16 protein-coding genes are annotated in these 16,809 nt (G+C 70.1%); 1 reads left to right on the top strand and 15 read right to left on the bottom strand.

The genetic code is table 11. The features are described from left to right. Window positions 1–37: 37 nt before the first annotated feature. The 15 genes from OG746_RS21040 to OG746_RS21110 form a co-directional block, all read right to left on the bottom strand. Window positions 38–1,435, bottom strand: a complete 1,398-nt coding sequence (locus OG746_RS21040) for an ABC transporter substrate-binding protein (RefSeq protein WP_266716711.1) — start codon at window positions 1,433–1,435, stop codon at window positions 38–40. Between the two features lie 64 nt (window positions 1,436–1,499). Further along, on the bottom strand, window positions 1,500–2,960 hold the full coding sequence (locus OG746_RS21045) for a class I adenylate-forming enzyme family protein (protein ID WP_266716713.1): 1,461 nt from the start codon (window positions 2,958–2,960) through the stop codon (window positions 1,500–1,502). Between the two features lie 49 nt (window positions 2,961–3,009). Next, a complete protein-coding gene (locus tag OG746_RS21050) occupies window positions 3,010–4,107 on the bottom strand; it encodes a phosphotransferase family protein (protein ID WP_266716715.1) in 1,098 nt (365 codons plus the stop codon). Continuing rightward, window positions 4,104–5,192, bottom strand: a complete 1,089-nt coding sequence (locus tag OG746_RS21055; RefSeq protein ID WP_266716717.1) for a phosphotransferase family protein — start codon at window positions 5,190–5,192, stop codon at window positions 4,104–4,106. The genes OG746_RS21050 and OG746_RS21055 overlap by 4 nt, the downstream gene beginning before the upstream one ends. Then, window positions 5,189–5,872 (bottom strand): TetR/AcrR family transcriptional regulator, encoded by a 684-nt coding sequence (locus OG746_RS21060; RefSeq protein ID WP_266716719.1) that lies wholly within the window; start codon window positions 5,870–5,872, stop codon window positions 5,189–5,191. Before OG746_RS21060 ends, OG746_RS21055 begins: the two co-directional genes overlap by 4 nt. Before the next feature lie 10 nt (window positions 5,873–5,882). Then, window positions 5,883–6,329: a nitroreductase family deazaflavin-dependent oxidoreductase gene (locus OG746_RS21065; protein WP_266716721.1), complete on the bottom strand. Its 447-nt coding sequence runs from the start codon at window positions 6,327–6,329 to the stop codon at window positions 5,883–5,885. Continuing rightward, window positions 6,322–7,596 carry a cytochrome P450 gene (locus tag OG746_RS21070; RefSeq protein WP_266716723.1) on the bottom strand — a complete coding sequence of 425 codons (1,275 nt, stop codon included), beginning with the start codon at window positions 7,594–7,596 and terminating at the stop codon, window positions 6,322–6,324. Before OG746_RS21070 ends, OG746_RS21065 begins: the two co-directional genes overlap by 8 nt. A gap of 4 nt (window positions 7,597–7,600) precedes the next feature. Further along, window positions 7,601–8,383: an SDR family NAD(P)-dependent oxidoreductase gene (locus tag OG746_RS21075; protein ID WP_266716725.1), complete on the bottom strand. Its 783-nt coding sequence runs from the start codon at window positions 8,381–8,383 to the stop codon at window positions 7,601–7,603. Between the two features lie 5 nt (window positions 8,384–8,388). After that, window positions 8,389–8,610: a ferredoxin gene (locus OG746_RS21080; protein ID WP_266716727.1), complete on the bottom strand. Its 222-nt coding sequence runs from the start codon at window positions 8,608–8,610 to the stop codon at window positions 8,389–8,391. 1 nt (window position 8,611) lies between these two features. Further along, window positions 8,612–9,859, bottom strand: a complete 1,248-nt coding sequence (locus OG746_RS21085; RefSeq protein ID WP_266716729.1) for an amidohydrolase family protein — start codon at window positions 9,857–9,859, stop codon at window positions 8,612–8,614. 58 nt (window positions 9,860–9,917) lie between these two features. Then, window positions 9,918–11,399, bottom strand: coding sequence for an aldehyde dehydrogenase family protein (locus OG746_RS21090; protein WP_266716731.1), 1,482 nt, complete (start codon window positions 11,397–11,399; stop codon window positions 9,918–9,920). 61 nt (window positions 11,400–11,460) lie between these two features. Next, window positions 11,461–12,663, bottom strand: coding sequence for a thiolase family protein (locus tag OG746_RS21095; protein ID WP_266716733.1), 1,203 nt, complete (start codon window positions 12,661–12,663; stop codon window positions 11,461–11,463). Further along, a complete protein-coding gene (locus tag OG746_RS21100) occupies window positions 12,660–13,091 on the bottom strand; it encodes a Zn-ribbon domain-containing OB-fold protein (protein WP_266716735.1) in 432 nt (143 codons plus the stop codon). Before OG746_RS21100 ends, OG746_RS21095 begins: the two co-directional genes overlap by 4 nt. Continuing rightward, window positions 13,088–14,299, bottom strand: coding sequence for a CaiB/BaiF CoA transferase family protein (locus tag OG746_RS21105; protein ID WP_266716737.1), 1,212 nt, complete (start codon window positions 14,297–14,299; stop codon window positions 13,088–13,090). Before OG746_RS21105 ends, OG746_RS21100 begins: the two co-directional genes overlap by 4 nt. Before the next feature lie 226 nt (window positions 14,300–14,525). Beyond that, complete coding sequence (locus OG746_RS21110; RefSeq protein ID WP_266716739.1) at window positions 14,526–15,191, bottom strand: TetR/AcrR family transcriptional regulator; 666 nt, start codon at window positions 15,189–15,191, stop codon at window positions 14,526–14,528. A 162-nt stretch (window positions 15,192–15,353) separates the two neighbouring features. Here OG746_RS21110 and OG746_RS21115 point away from each other — a divergent pair, with 162 nt between their 5' ends. Continuing rightward, window positions 15,354–16,739, top strand: coding sequence for an ABC transporter substrate-binding protein (locus tag OG746_RS21115; protein ID WP_266716741.1), 1,386 nt, complete (start codon window positions 15,354–15,356; stop codon window positions 16,737–16,739). Window positions 16,740–16,809 lie beyond the last annotated feature (70 nt).

Below are 16,809 nucleotides of genomic sequence, written 5' to 3' on the forward strand. Positions count from 1 at the left end.
TACCTGAGGAGGAGGCCGCCTTGAGGGCCCCGTCCGGCTACTCGAGATCCTTAAGGCTCTTTCCCACGTCCTTCAGCTTCATCGGCCTGCCGTAATTCCCCTTGAGCTTGTACGACGTGATCCCGCAGCGGTAGGCGCCCTCGTTCGGCTCGAAGTCGGCCGGTTCCCAGCCGTCGGGGGTGGCCTTCTCGATGTTCATGCATTTCACCGGGGCGTCCTGGACCGCGAGGTTCACGGGCGCTTGGAGACCGCCGCCGGTCCAGGCGGTCTCCTTGCGGGCCGCGTCGTGGATGCATTTGCGGGTGAGGTCGTTGCCGCAGCTCGTCGCCGACTTCGCGAACAGGAGCCAGGCGGAGATCGACTTGATCGCGGGGAGGGTGGCCTGTTTCCCGGGCGCGTACTTCTCGAACAAGTCAAGGGCCTGCTTGGTCGGCGGGTTCGAGGACGCCTTCTCCATCGGGTGGATGCCGCTGACGTCGGCGAGATTGTTCTGCGCCGCCAAGATTTGCGGGCCGGCGAGCTTGGTGAACGCCGTGCCGTAGGCGTTGCTGTTCGCGTCGATCCAGTCCAGCTTGTAGTTCATGGCGGTCAGTTCCTGCTCCAGCTTCGCCAGGGAGGTGAAGTCGCCCATGAAGACGAGGCCCTTGACTTTCTTTTCCTTGATGGCCTGGGCGTAGGGCGTCCAGTTGGTGACTCCGGAGGCCGGGTACAGGTCGGTGTAGGAGGGCTTCGCGCCGCGGGACTTGAAGAATTCCACGCGCTGTTCCAGGGAGACCCGGGTGACGGGGGAGTCGCCGGAGATGATGCCCACGGCGTCCGCCGAGTCTGGGTATGCATCCTTGATCAGCCAGTCGTAGAAGCCCGCGTAGCGGAAGTACGAAGGACCGCCGGCCTGCATCGACAGCTGGAGCTCCGCGCCCTCGTTCTGGCGCTGCACCGTCTGCGCGGGGAAGTCCGGCAGCAGGCACTTGAGGCGGTCCTTCACGCCGAGTCCGTCGAGCGCCGCGCTCCCGCCGACCAGCGCGAAGTCGGCGCGGCACGCCTCGTCGACCCGCTGGCGCACCTCCAGCATCTTGGTGTCACGGACCTTCGGCACGATCTTGCGGCCGTTGATGCCTCCCGCCTCGTTGCACCATGATGTGAATGCCTTGGCCGCGTCGGCGAATTCGGTGTTCTTGGTGAAGCCGACGTCCGACATGACGCCGACGTGGATCTCTTTCGCTGTGACTCCCTGGGCCGGGGCACCGCTCGGGTCTCCGCGGCCGCACACGTGCTGCAGGTCGCCGAAGTCGCCCGACGCCGCGGGCGCGGTGGCCGCGGCCCTCTCGCCGTCCTCGGAGCCGCCGCGGCCGGAGCTGTCGCCACGGGTGGAACATCCGGCCGCGAACAGCGCGGCGACCACCGTCAGGGCGGTGATGGTCCTCTGGGGCCTCACGGGCTGTCCTGCCTTTCAGGGGAGGGGCTTTCCGGACGATGTGCGGGAAGCGGCGCACGGAGTGTCAGCCGCCGCGCGCCGCCACCAGAGCGCCGCGATTGACCTTGGTCGCCGCGCTGCGCGGCATGACGTCGACGAACTCCGTCGTCTTGGGTAGCTTGTACGCGGCGAGGCGGCTTCGTGCGTACGCGACAACCTCCTCGTGCGTGGGCGGGGCGGCCGGGTCCCTGGGTTCGATCAGCGCGTGCACGCGACGGCCCCAGTCGGGGTCACGCAGGCCGATGACCACGACGTCGGCGATAGCCGGGTGGTCGATCAGAGCCGCCTCCACTTCAGCGGGGAAAACGTTCGCGCCGCCGCTGATGATGATGTCGACGCGGCGGTCGAGTAGGTACAGGTAGCCGTCGGCGTCCAGGTATCCGACATCGCCTGCGGTCTGGAAGCCGTCGGGCGTCGTCTTCAGGCCTGGGGCGTCGCCCAGGTACTCGTAGCCGTGGTATCGGGGGGAGCGCAGGTAGATGTCGCCGGTCCCGCCGACGGGCACCTCCTTGCCGTCGGCGTCGAGGATGCGCAGCTCCGTGGCGCGCAACGGCCGTCCGACGCTGCCCTGGTGTGTCATCCACTCGTCGGCGCGCAGCGCGGTGATGCCGAGGCCTTCGGTCATGCCGTACGCCATGACGATGCGTTCCGCGCCGATCAGGTCCGCCCAGCGGTGCACGAGCGCCGGAGGCATCGGCGCCGCGCCCTGGAGGATCCACTCCAGGCTGGTCAGGTCGCGGTCGTCGATCCCGGACAGGTCCGCGATGCGTTGCAGCATGGTGGGGGTGGCGGTGAACGTCGTCACGCCGTGGCCTTCGACCGCGGACACCACGCGGGTGGCGTCGAACTTCTCCATCACTACGAGCTGGTCGCCGTCGAACAGGCCGAAGAGTGCGGTGAACCCATTGGCGTGGTACATCGGCGCGAGCACGAGGATCGTCTGCGGGCGTGGCACCGGCGTCCAGGACTGCATGAGCGGTGTGCTGAACGCCGGGGCGTGGACGGCGGGCCGTGCGGTGAGGATGACCTTGGGTGTGCCGGTGGAGCCGCTACTGCAAATGCCGTGCGCGTAGGGGGACATGATGTCGTACGGCAGGGTGGGCACGTGAGCGGCCATTGTTGCGTCGATCCACGGCAGGTCGTCGGCGCCGAGGTGCACACGAGCCCGGACGACCTCCCGCAGGCGTTCCAGCTCCCACGCGGGAAGGTCCCAGCGCACCGGCACCGGCACCGCCCCGAGCTTCCAGGCGGCGAACACGCCGAGAATCAGCTGCGGCGAGTTGCGCAGCGCGAGGGACAAACGGTCGCCGTCACGCAGGCCCCGTGCGGCGAGCGCGCCCGCGAGCTGGTCGGACCTGCGGTCCAACTCCCGCCAGGTGAACGCGGATTCGCTGCCGTCCAGGGCGATGTGGTGCAGCACCTCGGCGCCCGTGCAGGACGCCGCCCGCCTTCTGATCAGGTGGGCGATGCCCGTTTCGCTTTCCATTGACGTACTCCTCCGCAGGCTGTGAGGGAACGATCGGGGGACTGGGGCGTCAGACGCCGAGCAGGCCGAAGCTGTCGTGCCACGCGACCGCCTGGGCGAGCCGTCCCGCGTGCCGTACGGTGATCGGCCGCTCCACGGCCCGCGTGATGCCCCACAGGAAGAACCCGTAGGGCAGATGCGCCCGGTACGCCCACCACGCCTCGTCCCGTCCCGGCGGCGTGCCGCCGTGTGCGGCGAGCCGGTCGAGGTAGTGGTCCAGCAACTCCCTTTCACTGCGAGCGCGTTCGTCGGGGTCGAGGACGGCGGCGAGGTGGTATCCGACGTCGAGCGCCCACGCGCCGTACTGCACCACCTGCCAGTCGATCAGTCCGGGCGAGCCGTCGGCCGTGGCGTAGACATTGCCGGTGTGTACGTCGCCGTGGACGAGGCAGCGTGGGTGCGCCGGGGACAGCTCCGCGAGCGCGTCCATCGCGGCGAGCAGCCGGTCGGCGCGGCGCACATCCGCCGGGACACCCGGTGCCCGGCCGTCGTCGAGCTGGGCCTGGAGCCGGCCGGGGCCCATGTAGCGGGTGAGCGAGGCGAGCCGGGGCGGGAAGGCGGTGGCGAGGGCGGGCTGGTGTTTCGTGCCGTTCGCGGTTGCGGGCTGGGGTTTCGCTCCGTCCCACGTCGCCGCGTGCAGGGCGGCCAGCTGGTCGAGCGTGCCCGCCGCCTGGTCCCGGCCGAAGCCCATCAGCGGGTCGCCGAACCGGGCACCCGCCGCCACCAGGTCGTGCATCAGCAGCAGCGGGTGACCGGTCGTCTCGTCGACCTGCGCGTGCACGCACGGCGGCGTGCGCACCGGCAGCGACGACGCGAGCAGCCGGTAGAAGTCGACCTCGGCGCGCGAGGTGCCGCGCTGCCGCGAGGCGGGGTTGAAGTAGGCCTTCACACACAAGGCGGGAGGGGCATTCTCCGGGACGGTGCCGGCCTCCCCGTGCGCGTACGAGACGTCGAAACGAACCTTGGTGGCCACCGTCTCGAGCCGCTCGGTGACCTGCGTCGCGGTGACCGTGGCGCCCGGGTGCCGCTGCCGCAGGACGGCCGTGAGCCAGCGCGGCGAGAGCACCACCGATTCGTCGTGCGGCGCGGGGCCGCCCGGCACGCTCATGACACCTCCACGGTTCCGGCCGCCCGGTCCGACCCCGGGCTCGGCCAGCCCAGCAGTCGGCGCGAACGCTCGATGAACGGGTTGGGACGCCCCGCGGCCGGCAGCTTCATGGAGCGGCGCGTGTGCAGCGCCAGCAGGCCCGCCTTCAGCCCGGCGAACACCTCGTGCCAGTGCAGATGCTCCACCGGGCGCCCCGTCAGCTCCTGCCACAGGTCGAGGGTTTCCCCTCGGGTGCCGAGCCCGTCGAGGCGCGGGATGTTCTGCTCGACACTGTGGATGTCGTCGAAGAGCAGCCACCAGCCCAGGTCGGCCATCGGCCCGGCGAGCGAGGACTGCTCCCAGTCCATGACGCCGACGACGCCGTAGCCCTCGTCGAACATCATGTTGCCGATCCGGGCGTCTCCCCATGAGAGTCCGGCAGTTGATGCCGGTGGCTGAGTGGCGGTGACCCAGCCGAACAGCTCGTGCACCGTGTCGGGGATCTCGTCCTCCAGCGCCCAGTCGGCGAACCGGCGCCAGTACGTGAGCTGTTGTTCGTCGCCGGGCGCGCCCTGGTCCGGGGCGTGGAGGAAGGCGAAGTCCTCGGTGGGCGCGCCGTGGACGGTCGCGAGCTGCCGCACGGCGCCCTCCCAAAGGGTGTGCCGCTCGCCGGGTGTCGCCTCGGTCAGCCAGCCCGTCGCGTTGTACACGGGCATGCTCACTGGGACCCGGCCGCGCATCCGGCGCATGACGTAGAAGGGTCGGCCGAGCAGGGCGGGATCCGCCTCGTACCAGAGCGCCTCGGGGACCCGCACCGTGCCGAGGCGGCGCAGCGCCACCAGCATGTCGTACTGGAGCCGGAACCGTGGATCCATGAACATCTGGTGTTCGGGCGCGGGCGCCACCCGCAGGACGAGTGCGTACGAGTGCCCTGAGGCCCGCGCGTCGAAGAGGATCGTCTCGTTGGAGACGCCGGCGCCCCGCGGGTACACCAGGTTCTCGGCGCGTACGTCGTCGACACCGAGCCGGGCGGCCAGCCACGGGCGCAGGGCGTGTGCGGCCGCGTCGAGATCGCGGCCCTTGGCGAAAACCGGAGCCTCGCTCATGCTTCCCGCCTCTCTACGGTGTCCTCCGCCGGCCCGTCGAACGCGGCGAGGCAGAAGGACCACAGCCGCCGGGCGACCTCCTCGACCGGCTCCCGCGCGGTCGCGAACGCGTAGTGGTGGTAGACGGAGGTGACCAGCTTCATCGCGAACCACGCGTCGTGCTCCGGATCCCTGCTCCCCAGCAGGCCCCGCGCGGCGGCCTCCCGGAGTTCCACCGCGACGAGGTCGCCGAACGGCTGGGCGATCCGCGCCATCTCGTCGGGGAACAGCTGGTGCAGCCGCCAGTGCTCAGCGGTGATGAACTGAGGGCCCGTCCTGTCGCCGTCACCGCGCAGCCCGTCGAGCGTCCTGGTGATGTAGAAGCGCAGCCGGGCCACCGGGTCGGGGAGCTCGTGCGCCGACGCTCGCATGCGCAGGGCCTGCTCGGCGATGATCTCCTCGACGAGGGCCAGCAGAATGTGGTCCTTGCTCGGAAAGTGCCGATAGATCGTCTGCAGTGCGACACCGGACTCGCGGGTCAGCTCCTGGGTTGTGAAGGTGCTCCCCTTCTGCTGGACGAGCCGGTGCGCGGCCCGCGTGATGGCCTGCGCCTGCTGGACGCTGCGGGCCCGGGACCGCTGCACGGACGGCGAGCGGTCGGCCGCGTGATCCGCCCAGGTGGTGGTGTTCGGGTTCGACATGTGTCCGGTCCTACGTTTCCTTGGTGGGCGTCAGCACGACGACGGGGATGAGGCGGTCGGTGCGCTCCTGGTAGGTGTCGTAGTTGGGCCAGTAGCCGGTGACGAGCTGCCACAGATGTGTCCGCTCCGCGCCGTCGGCCGCGGACCGTGCGACGACCGGGATGTGCTCGCCCTTGACCTGGATCTCCGCCTCTGGGCGTGCCAGCAGGTTCAGATACCAGGAGGGGTGCTTCGGCGCCCCGCCGGTCGAGGCGACGATCAGGTAGTCGTCGCCGTCCCTGCCGAAGATCAGCGCCTTGGTGCGGGGCTCGCCCGTCCTGCGCCCGGTGGTGGTGAGCAGCAGGATGGGCACGCCGTTCCACTCGTAGCCCTCCTCGCCGTCGGTCTCCCGGTAACGGGCCACGTGCTCGGCGCCGACGAGCGCCAAGTCGGGTTTGCGGTAGGCGGGTTCACTCATGTCCGTCCCTCTCCCTCGGATGCTGGAAGACCACCGGGATTTCCGTCGCGCCCCGCTCGTACAGGCCGATGAAGCGCGGCGGCGCGGCATCCGGGTCGAGCCGCAGCCCCGGCAGCCGGTCCAGGAGCGCCCCGATCCCGACCCGCATCTCCGCGCGCGCCACATGCATCCCGAGGCAGACGTGCGCGCCGCCGCCGAACGCGAACGACGGGCGCAGCCTTCGCCGGATGTCGAACTCGTCCGGCCGGTCCCAGCGCGCCGGATCCCGGTTGGCGGCGCCGATGCACAGGTGCAGGACGGAACCCTCCGGCAGATGGACGCCGTGGAAGTCGATGTCGCGCGTGACGTAGCGGGAGAACATCGGGTCGGTGGGTGTCCAACGCAGCGCCTCCTCGATCGCCGGGCGCAGCAGCTCCCGGTCCTCGCGTACGGCGGCAAGGACGGCGGGGCGTTGGAGGAGCGCGGTGAGCGTGATGCCCAGCTGCTTCCACGTGGTGCCGGAGCCGGCGGTGAGCAGCAGGACGGCGAAGGAGTGGATCTCGGCGTCGGACAGCCGGTGCGCGACGCCGTCCTCGTCGGTCATCTCCGCCTCCACCAGGACACTGATGAGGTCGTCCTGCGGTTGGGCGCGGCGGGCCGCGACGACCGGGGCGAGGATCTCGACGATGCGCTCCGGGTCGCGCAGCGCGGCCCGGACGTCGAGCGCCCGCTCCACCGAGACACCGAAACTGCCGGTGATGGTGAGCACCGGGATCGCGGCACAGAAGTCCACGTTGAGCTCGGCGCGTCCGTCGGTGGCGAAGGAGTCGATGAGCAGGTGGACGGTCTGCTCGATCCAGTTGCGGATCCACCACTGCGCCCTGCCGGGCACGAACGACGGCTGCACCAGGGCGCGGTAGCGACGGTGCTGCGTGCCACTCATCGACAACATGCTGTTCTGTGCGGCGAGTTGACCGGTGCGCGGATCGATCGGGGTCGGCGAGGCGGCGAACACCTCGGGGTTGCGGTAGGCCTCCTCGCACGCGGCGTAGCTGAACGCGGAGAAGTGCGGCCGGTCCGGGTAAGGCAGCCCCTGGAAGTACGCGGGCCCGTCGTATCCGGTGAGTTCGTGGACGGTTCCTGGGTGGACGGGCGCCTCGGCGCGCAGCCGGTGCCAGGCCGGGTAGGGATCGTCGCGATAGCCGCCGCCCATCTGGGCGAGATACGCGCCGCGCAGGTCGAAGAGTTCGCGGACCCGGTCGCGGTCGAGGGTCACGGGTGTGGTCATCGTGTCACCTCGCCACGTATCCGCCGTCGACCGGCAGGACGACTCCCGTGAGATTGGCGGCCCGGTCGGACACCAGGAAGACGGCGGCCTCCGCGCAGTCCTCGGCGGTGATGGCCCGCCCCAGCGGATGGCTCTCCGCGACCCGCTGCACGGTCCTGTCCAGCGCGTCCGCGTCCGGGGCCTCGAGGCCGCCCGCCGCCATGAAGTTGGTCAGCGGCATTCCGGCCGGGCCGATGGCGTTGGCGCGGATGCCGAACGGTGCGCCCTCGATGGCGACCGCCCGCGTGAGCTGGTGCACGGCCCCCTTGGTGGCCCCGTAGACCGAGCCGCCCCAGGCCACGAGGCCGGCCACGGACCCGGTGTTCAGGATGACGCCACCGCCGCCCTGTCGCTTGAACTGGAGCACGGCGTGCTTGCAGCCGTGGAACACACCGGCGAGATTGACCCCGACCAGGTACTGGAAATCCTCCGCCGTGTGGTCCTCGAGTTTCGCCCCCAGACGAGGAGTCGGGACACCGGCGTTGTTGAAGACGATGTCGAGTCGGCCGAAGCGTTCGACGCCCGCCGCGACGGCGGCCACCACATCGTCTTCGCGGGACACGTCGCAGGCGACGGCCACGGCGGCACCGCCGGCCTTCTCGATCCGGCGCACGGTCTCCTTGGCCGCGTCGGCGCGGATGTCGCCACAGACTACGCGGGCACCCTCCTGCGCGAAGCGCAGCGCGGAGGCCGCGCCGACACCCGATCCGGCGCCCGTGACGAGCGCGGTCCTTGCGTCGAGCAACATGTGTCTCACCGTCCTTCCTCATCGGCGAACAGCGGGTCGGACATCAGGCGCAACGCCTGCGTGGGACACCCCTCGACCGCCGTTCGTAACTCGTCCAGCGGCTCGGGCGGCCCTATGACCACGGCTTTCGCCTCGTCGTCGTGGGCGAAGGTGGCCGGGGCGTAGACGACGCAGATGCCGGTGCCGAGACACCGCTCCCGGTCGACGACGACCTGCGGGTCGGTCATTTCAGGCCTTCGCCGGGGCGGGGACGGGCGGCTCGGCCGGGGTGAACCGGTAGAGGCGCTCGGCGTTGCCGCGAAGGATCTTGTACTGCCGCTCGGGCGACAGATGGGCGATGCGGCTCTTGACGAGGTCGATGCAGTTCGGCCACGTCGAGTCGGAGTGCGGATAGTCCGTCTCGCACATGATGTTGTCCTCGCCGATCTCGTCGATGCTGGCGATGCCGTGCACGTCGTCGATGAAGCAGCCGTGGATGTGCTCGCGGAACGTGGCGCGGATGTCAAGGGTGTCGAGGTCCACGGCGCCACTGCCCGCGTGGTCGTTGAACCGGACACCCCGCTTGACCCAGTGCCGCTGCGTGTCGAGGACCTGCTCGGCGCGCTCCAGGAAGTACGGCATCCAGCCGATCTCGCCCTCCGACAGCGCGATCTTCAGGTTCGGGAAGCGCTGGAACATGCCGCTGAACAGCCAGGACAGCATGGCCCCCGAGGTGCGGGTGGCACCCCAGGCGAGGTTCGCGAGGAACGGCGCGTCGGGCGCGATCTGCGGCACCGTCGACGACGAGCCGACGTGCATCGACACGACCATGCCAAGGTCGTTGGCCGCGGCCATCACCGGGTCCCAGTAGCGGTCCTTGTCGTGGATGGTGGGCAGGCCGAGTGGAGCCGGATTCTCGGAGAACGCGAAGGACGTCGCGCCCTTCGCGGCGCAGCGCTCCAGTTCCTTCGCGGCGAGCGCCGGGTCCCACAGAGGGATGAGGACGAGGGGGATGTAGCGGCCGGGGGCGGCCGCACACCATTCCTCGATGATCCAGTCGTTATAGGCCTTCAGGCATACGAGCCCGAAGTCGCGGTCGCTCGCCTCCATGAACAGCTGGCCGCAGAAGCGGGTGACCGTGGGGAAGCACAGTGAGGCGAGGATGCCGGCCTGGTTCATGTCCTCGATCCGGGCCTTCGGGTCGTAGCAGCCGGGCCGCATTTCGCTGTACGGGAGCGGCTCTGGGCTGAACTCCTCCTTCGACTTGCCGACCACGGCGCTCAGACCGGAGCTGGGGAACCGCTTGCCGTCGTAGACCCAGCAGTCCAGACCGTTGTCGTCCGTCACCATGTGCGGGGCGCGGTCGCGGTCGGCCTTCGGGACGCGGTCCACCCACAGGTGGGGCGGTTCGAGGATGTGGTCGTCGACGGAGATCAGCCAGTCGAGCGAGCGGTCCGCCGTGACGTCCGGCGCTGTGAGGGCGGTGGATATGGACACGGGTGCTCCTTCAACTCGTCGGATTCCTGACTCGTTGGTGTCTTGATTCGTCGGACTCCTAACGGAGTTCGCCGATCGCCAGGTGCTTGACTTCCTGGAACGCGCGGATGCCTGCGGTCCCGCGCTCGCGGCCGAGGCCGCTCTGCTTGTAGCCGCCACCGGGGGCGTAGGCGCTGAAGACGGCGGCGTTCACGTTGACTGCGCCTGTGCGCAGGCGTCGCGCCACACTGGTCGCGGCCGCGGTGTCCGCGCCGTACACCTGGCCGGACAGTCCGTAGCGGCTGTCGTTGGCGATGCGTACGGCGTCGTCGAGGTCGCGGTAGCCGAGGACCGCGAGGACGGGGCCGAAGATCTCCTCCTGGGCGGCCGGGTTGTCGTTGTCGGGCAGGTCGAGGACGGTGGGTTCGAAGTAGTGGCCGCGTGCGATGCGCGCGTCGAGGCCCGGAGGTCGACCGCCCCCGCTGACGACCGTGCCGCCGTGCTCGACGGCGAGCGACACGAAGCGTTCGCACCGCCCCAGTTGGGCCGCACTGATCACTGGCCCCAGCGTGGTTCCGGGAGCGTTCGGGTCACCCACGACGAGCCGCGCGTACGCCGCGCCCACCGCGTCGAGGACCTCGGCCCTGCGCTCCTCGGGCACCAGCATGCGGGTCGCGGCGACACAGGCCTGGCCCGCGGTGGCGGCCACCACGGCGACCGCGCCGGCCGCGGCCCGCTCCACCGCGTCGTCGAGGTAGATCTGAGCGGACTTCCCGCCGAGTTCCAGCGCGACCCGCTTCACGGTGGGCGCGGCCTGCGCGAGGATGCGGCGGCCGACCGCGGTGGACCCGGTGAACGACACCATGTCGACGGCCGGATGTCCGGTCAGCAGCTCGGCGCCCGCCGCCCCGCCCTCCACCACCACGCTCAGCACCCCCGGCGGCAGACCGGCCGCGTCCGCCGCCGCGCCGAACACCAATGACGACAGCGGCGTCAGCGGGCTCGGCCGCAGGATCACCGAGTTCCCCGCCATCAGCGCCGGGACGATCTTCTGCAGCGCCATCACGATCGCCCCGTTGTACGGAGTGATCGCCACGACGACACCCACCGGCTCGTGCCGCTCCACGCTGAGTGCGACGCGGCCGCGTACGAGGTCGTCGACGGGCACGGGTGTCGCCGACTCGTGCGGCATCGTCAGATACAGGTCGATCGCTCCGCGCGCCACCGCCAACCCGCCCTGAAGCTGGGCGCGTTCAGCGAACGCGGCAGGCTGCCCCGCCTCGGCGACCATCGTGGCGACCAGCGCCTCCCGCGACGCTTCCACGTGGTCGAGGAAGGCATACAGGAGCCGGGCGCGCTCGGCGGCCGGGACGTCGGCCCACACGCCGCTCTCGAAGCTCTCGCGTGCCTCGACGGCCGCGCGCTCGATCTCGGGCAGCGGCGTCACCGACACATCGGTCACGTGCGAGGCGTCGGCGGGGTTCTCGACGGCGAGCCGCTCGTCCCCGTCGATCCACTTCCCGGCCACGTACGAGCGCCGCTGCTCGATGATGTCGTGCACGATTCCGCCTCTCTCGCGCCAGGAACCGACGCATTGGACAAGGGAGTTGGGAAGACGGTGGCTACCAGGGCAGCGCGCTGTACACGACCGCGCCCCCGTAGTGCGGCGAGGAATGGCAGGCGAGTCCGAACGTGGTCCGCGTGCGCTGTCGTTCCCCGGCCCGGCCCGCCAACTGCAGATAGCACTCCAGCATTTGGGGCACTCCGTGCATGCGCCCGTTGCCGAGCGCGCCCCCGCCGCTGAGTACGGGCAGGGCGCCCGGCGTGTCACTGTCGATGCCGCCGTCCAGGACGAAGCGGTGCGCCTCGCCGATCGGGCAGTAGCCCAGGGCCTCCAGCCAGAAGTACACGAACGGCGAGAACCCGTCGTACAACTGCGGCACATCGATGTCGGCGGGCTTCACCCCCGCGTGCTCCCACAACCGGCGTGCCGTCGCCGCGCCCCCGGCCATGATGTCGTCGAGCGGCCAGTGCAGCGGGAGACGGCGCGGACCCGGAGCGCTCCCCGCGTATCCGGCGACGTACACCGGCTTGTGCGGCAGGTCGCGGGCCCGCGCGGCGGAGGTGAGCACGAAGGCCGCGACGCCGTCGACCGGGATGTCGCAGTCGTAGCGACAGATCGGGTCGTTGACCATCGGCGCCGCGAGGTACTCCTCGGCGCTCAGCGGCTGCCCGTGCCAGTACGACCAGGGGAGCCGCGCCCCGTTCTTGCGCGCCTCGACGAGGACCGCCGCCATCGCCTCGCGGCCCGCCCCGTACCGCTGCAGATACTCGTTGTACGCGAGCCCGATCATCGGCAGCGGCCCGAAGTGGCCCTGTGGCGCCGTCCACTGCTGAGCCCCGCCGAACTCCCGTACCGCTGTGTCGTGGTAGCGTGCGCGCGGATTGTGCAGGGCGCGGTGGACGAGGACATGGTCGGCCGCGCCGCTCGCCACCGCGTTGACCGCCATCGCCACCGAACCGGGAATCTGCCCGATGCCCTGGAACCCGGCGACGTACGACGGCCGGGCGCCCAGATGCTCGGCGAGCCATGCCGGGGTGACCGTGCTGACACCGTCCTCAGCGGTGTGGCTCCCGGACGTGGGGAACAGCGCCGAGCCGACGAAGCCGTCCACGTCCCGCGGCGTCAGCCCCGCGTCGGCGATCGCGGCTCGGGCCGTCTCGACGGCAAGAACTCCCAGCGGCCGCTCGGCATGCCGTCGCACGTCGCTGTGCCCGTATCCCACGACGGCCACCTGGCCGCCCGCCGCGAACCGCCCGCTCATGAGGTCACCTCACCGAGCGCGAAGGCCGGCACGGCGGTTCCCGGAGCGATGTCCTCGAAGTCCAGATGCACCCGATCGCCCACGCGCAGAGGGGAGTCGGGCCCGTCGAGCAGCCGCCCGATCATCCGCAGCCCGGCCTGCTCGTCGAGCTCCACATCCACGAGGACGAAGGGGACCTCATCGGCGAGGCCGGGCAGCGGTGACTGCCGCACCACGGTCCAGGACCGCACGGTGCCCCGGCCGCTCACCGGCTCGTACGAGAAGCCCGGATCGGTCGCATGACAGTGCGGGCACGTCATGTCGGGCGGCAGGGCGAAGGCCGCGCACCGGCCGCAGCGCGCGAGGGCGAGTTCATGCCGCGCGGCCGCCTCCCAGTACGGCGCGGACCGCGCGTCCGGTACGGGCACCGGACGCAGGACGCCGCTCATGTGATCGCCCCCGCGTCCTTGAGCTCGGCGATCTCCGCCCAGTCGTAGCCGAGTTCGAGCAGCACGGCCTCGGTGTGCTCGCCGTGACCGGGTGCCCGCCGCAGCTCCGCCGGCCGCTCGTCGAACTGCACGGGGACGGTGGGCATCGGATACGACTTGCCGTCCTCCAGCTCCACCTCGCCGAGGTAGTCGTTGGCCAGGACCTGGGGGTCCGTCAACAGCTCTTCGACGGCCTGAACGGGCGCCCAGGGAGCGTCGATCCGCGCCAGCAGTGTCTTCCACTCCTCGAACGTCCGGCGCGCGAACTCGACCTCCAGCTCGGCGACACACGCCTCGCGGTTCTCGCCGCGCGCCCGCAGATCGGCGAAGCGCGGATCCTCGGCCAGCTCGTCGCGCCCGATGAGCGCGCAGAACTCCCGCCAGTACCGGTCCCCCTGGAGGAACACCAGCTGGATATGGCGCCCGTCCTTGGTCCGGTACGCTCCCACCAGGGGATTCACCGAGCCACCACGCCCGGAGACTCCGCGCGGCTGCCCGCCGGCGAGCGCCGACAGCACGTCCGAAGACAACGTCCACATCGCGGTGGCGAGCAGCGACACATCCACCACGGAGCCCTCGCCGGTGCGTTCGCGTTTGAGCAGTGCGCCCGCCACTCCGAACGCGAGCGCCATCGCGCCGTTGCGGTCACCCATCGCGCCGCGCTGACTGATCGGATACCCGCGTTCCGGCGGCGTCAGTACATGGGCCATCCCGCCCTGCGCCCAGAACGCGGACGAGTCGTACCCGGCCCGGTCCGCATCGGGGCCCCGCACGCCGTAACCGTGCCCCCGCGCGTACACCAGCCGGGGGAAGCGCCGCGCGAGTTCCTCGGCGCCGAGCCCGAGGCGGTCGAGTGCGCCGGGCCGCAGATTGGTGAGGAACACGTCGGCGGTGGCGAGGAGTTGATCGAGCAGTGCGCGGCCCTCCTCGTGGCGCAGGTCGAGGGCGACGGAGCGCTTGCCGCGGTTGGCGAGCGCCACCGACAGGTTCACACCGCCGCCGTCGGTCCCGATCCGCTGGGTGGCGAGCCCCCGGTACGGGTCGCCCTCCGGGCGCTCCACGCGGATGACGTCTGCGCCCCAGTCGGCCAGCAGCGCGCCCGCGACCGGTACGAACACCCACTGGGCGAGTTCGACCACTCGTATCCCGTCGAACGCTTCGCTCCCCATCGAGCACCTCCCGCTCGCCACGATCCGAGTCGACGCGGCGTTGCCAAGGTAGAGGCACGGTGTTGAATTTGGGAAGTGTCATTCTCGCTTTTTTAGAGTACTGCTCTCGGTGGGGAGGTCGGTTCAACGGGGCTTCCAGGTACGGCCGTTGATCGAGGGCCCACTCGCACGCCCTGCGCGCCTCGTCGACCACCCGGGTGTGTGCCCGGATCAAGCAGAACCCGGCCTACTTCGGGGCCCCCACGAGCCCGCCCAGGCAGAACTCCCAGACCTCCTTGGCGGTCACGGAGGTCGACTTGCTGCCCGTCGGGACGCCCGGCGTCTGGGCCGTGAACATCGCGGTCTGCATCACGAGCGCGGCGACCCGGCGCGGCTTGGCGGCGCGGGCCTCGCCCGCCTCGACGGCCTGCTCGACGAGTTCGGTGAACAGGTCGAGCAACGGCACGTGCGCGGTGGCCACTTGGGCTGGGTGGGTGGCGAGAAGCTGCATCGCGAAGTCGGTGAACAGCGGGCTCTGCTGGTTCGGGCGCGGCTGTGAGCTCTTGTAGAGCAGGTCCACCGCGACGCGCAGTCGATCCAGCGGCTTCTTCTTGGCGGCGGTCGCCGTGCGGATCTCGTCGGCGGAGCGCGACAGGGCGTCCTCGAAGAGGGCGAGGAGCAGCTCGTGCTTGCCGTCGAAGTGCTGGTAGAAGCTGCGCAGCGACTGCTTCGAGCGCTCGACGACCTCCTGCACGGTGAAGTCGGTGGTGCCCTTCTCGCTCATCAATTCCTGGGCGGCGTCCAGGAAGCGCTGGATGCGCTCTTCGGCGCGGAGCTTGGCGGCACGGGTGGACCGCTCGACGGCGCGTTGACGCCAGGCGGGCGGAGCAGGTTCGGCAGGAACGGCGTTCATGACAGAACGATACTCCGCGTCTGTGAAAAGCGTGGGGCATCGCCCTACCGAATCGTCCACCGCACCAACGCCGGACAAGATTCTCCTGTCCGGAACGTTGCTTCGCTTCAATAGAGAATGTAGTTTCCGCCGCAATCGAGGTACGCCCCCTGGGGAGGACCGTTGCGAAGGCTACTCATCGGCGTGATCACCGTGCTCGCGGTGCTGCTGGCCGGATGTTCCACCCGCTCGGACTCGAAAAACGCCGGCACCGAGGAGAAGGAGCCCACCAAGGCCGGAGCCTCCGCCGCGGCCGCGGGCGGTGCCGACTTCGGGACGCTGAAGGACGTGTGCGGCAAGGGCGAGACCAAGGACGGCAGCACACAGGGAGTCACCGCGAAGGACATCAAGACCGGGGTCTTCACCGACGTCGGCTTCAACAAGACCCCCGACTTCGTCGACGCCGCCAAGGTGTTCACGTCCTGGTGCAACGACAACGGCGGCATCAACGGCCGCAAGCTCACCCCCGTCACCCACGACGCGAAACTCCTCGAGGTGCGCCAGCGCATGCAGCAGGCCTGCAAGGAGGACTTCGCCCTGGTCGGCGGTGCCGCCGCGCTCGACGGACTCGGCGTCAAGGACCGCCTGAAGTGCCTGCTGCCCAACTTCGCCGCCCAGTCGAGCCTGCCGCCCGGCATCGGCTCCGACCTTCAGGTGGTCGGCTCGGGACCGTACGCCGACTACTTCCAGTACGCCGGCCTCTACAAGTGGCTGATCACCGAGAAGTACCCGTCCTCCGCCAAGAGCGTCGGCATCATCTCCGGGGACAGCCCGGTCACCAAGATGATGACGGCCCAGTTCAAGGAGTCCATCGCCCAACTCGGCGGCAAGGTCTCCTACACCGAGCTCTACCCGGCGACCGGCGTATCGGACTGGACGCCGTACGCCCAGTCCATCAAGAACAAGAAGGTCAAGGGCCTCGTCTTCCTGGGCGACTTCAGCTCGCTGGCCAAGCTGGAGCAGTCCCTCACCAGTCTCGGCTACGCACCCGACTGGATCGACTCCAACAGCAACTCCTACGGCGACCCCTTCGTGAAGCTCGCCGGGTCGGCCCTGAAGACCCAGCACAACTACGCCGAACTGTTCGCCACGGCGCCCCTGGAGACGTCGTCACCCACCACGGACAAGATCAAGCAGCTGTACGCCAAGTACGCTCCCGACGCGAAGGTCAGCTATCTGTCGCTGCGCGCCTTCGCCTCCTGGCTGCTGTTCGCCACCTCGGCCCGCGACTGCGCCGAACTGACGCGGACGTGCGTCTACGAGAACGCCACCAAGAACACCGCGTGGACGGCCGGCGGCATCCAGGCTCCGTTCGACCTGTCCAAGCTGCAGACGCCCGACAAGTGCTACTCCATCGTCGAGGCGACCCCCGAGGGCTGGAAGCCGGCCGACTTCAAGCCGGACAAGGGCCCTTACCGCTGTGACGCGCCTGCCGTGAAGTACCGGGGCAAGTACGTCGAGCCGGCCACGCTCGCCGACGTCGGCAAGTCGATGTCCGACGTGAAGTGACCGGGGCGGACCCCGCTGATCGCAGGCTCCCGCCCTCTCCCGCAGCGCGCCGACCGTACGTAGGGTGAAC

Origin of the sequence: Streptomyces sp. NBC_01016, from assembly GCF_026341035.1 — a bacterium.
Taxonomy (GTDB): Bacteria; Actinomycetota; Actinomycetes; order Streptomycetales; family Streptomycetaceae; genus Streptomyces.

Excerpts from the sequence above, each read along its gene's own strand:
- OG746_RS21045 (WP_266716713.1), bottom strand. The coding sequence starts at position 2,960 with ATGGAAAGCGAAACGGGCATCGCCCACCTGATCAGAAGGCGGGCGGCG.
- OG746_RS21050 (WP_266716715.1), bottom strand. The coding sequence starts at position 4,107 with ATGAGCGTGCCGGGCGGCCCCGCGCCGCACGACGAATCGGTGGTGCTC.
- OG746_RS21055 (WP_266716717.1), bottom strand. The coding sequence starts at position 5,192 with ATGAGCGAGGCTCCGGTTTTCGCCAAGGGCCGCGATCTCGACGCGGCC.
- OG746_RS21060 (WP_266716719.1), bottom strand. The coding sequence starts at position 5,872 with ATGTCGAACCCGAACACCACCACCTGGGCGGATCACGCGGCCGACCGC.
- OG746_RS21065 (WP_266716721.1), bottom strand. The coding sequence starts at position 6,329 with ATGAGTGAACCCGCCTACCGCAAACCCGACTTGGCGCTCGTCGGCGCC.
- OG746_RS21070 (WP_266716723.1), bottom strand. The coding sequence starts at position 7,596 with ATGACCACACCCGTGACCCTCGACCGCGACCGGGTCCGCGAACTCTTC.
- OG746_RS21075 (WP_266716725.1), bottom strand. The coding sequence starts at position 8,383 with ATGTTGCTCGACGCAAGGACCGCGCTCGTCACGGGCGCCGGATCGGGT.
- OG746_RS21080 (WP_266716727.1), bottom strand. The coding sequence starts at position 8,610 with ATGACCGACCCGCAGGTCGTCGTCGACCGGGAGCGGTGTCTCGGCACC.
- OG746_RS21095 (WP_266716733.1), bottom strand. The coding sequence starts at position 12,663 with ATGAGCGGGCGGTTCGCGGCGGGCGGCCAGGTGGCCGTCGTGGGATAC.
- OG746_RS21100 (WP_266716735.1), bottom strand. The coding sequence starts at position 13,091 with ATGAGCGGCGTCCTGCGTCCGGTGCCCGTACCGGACGCGCGGTCCGCG.
- OG746_RS21105 (WP_266716737.1), bottom strand. The coding sequence starts at position 14,299 with ATGGGGAGCGAAGCGTTCGACGGGATACGAGTGGTCGAACTCGCCCAG.
- OG746_RS21110 (WP_266716739.1), bottom strand. The coding sequence starts at position 15,191 with ATGAACGCCGTTCCTGCCGAACCTGCTCCGCCCGCCTGGCGTCAACGC.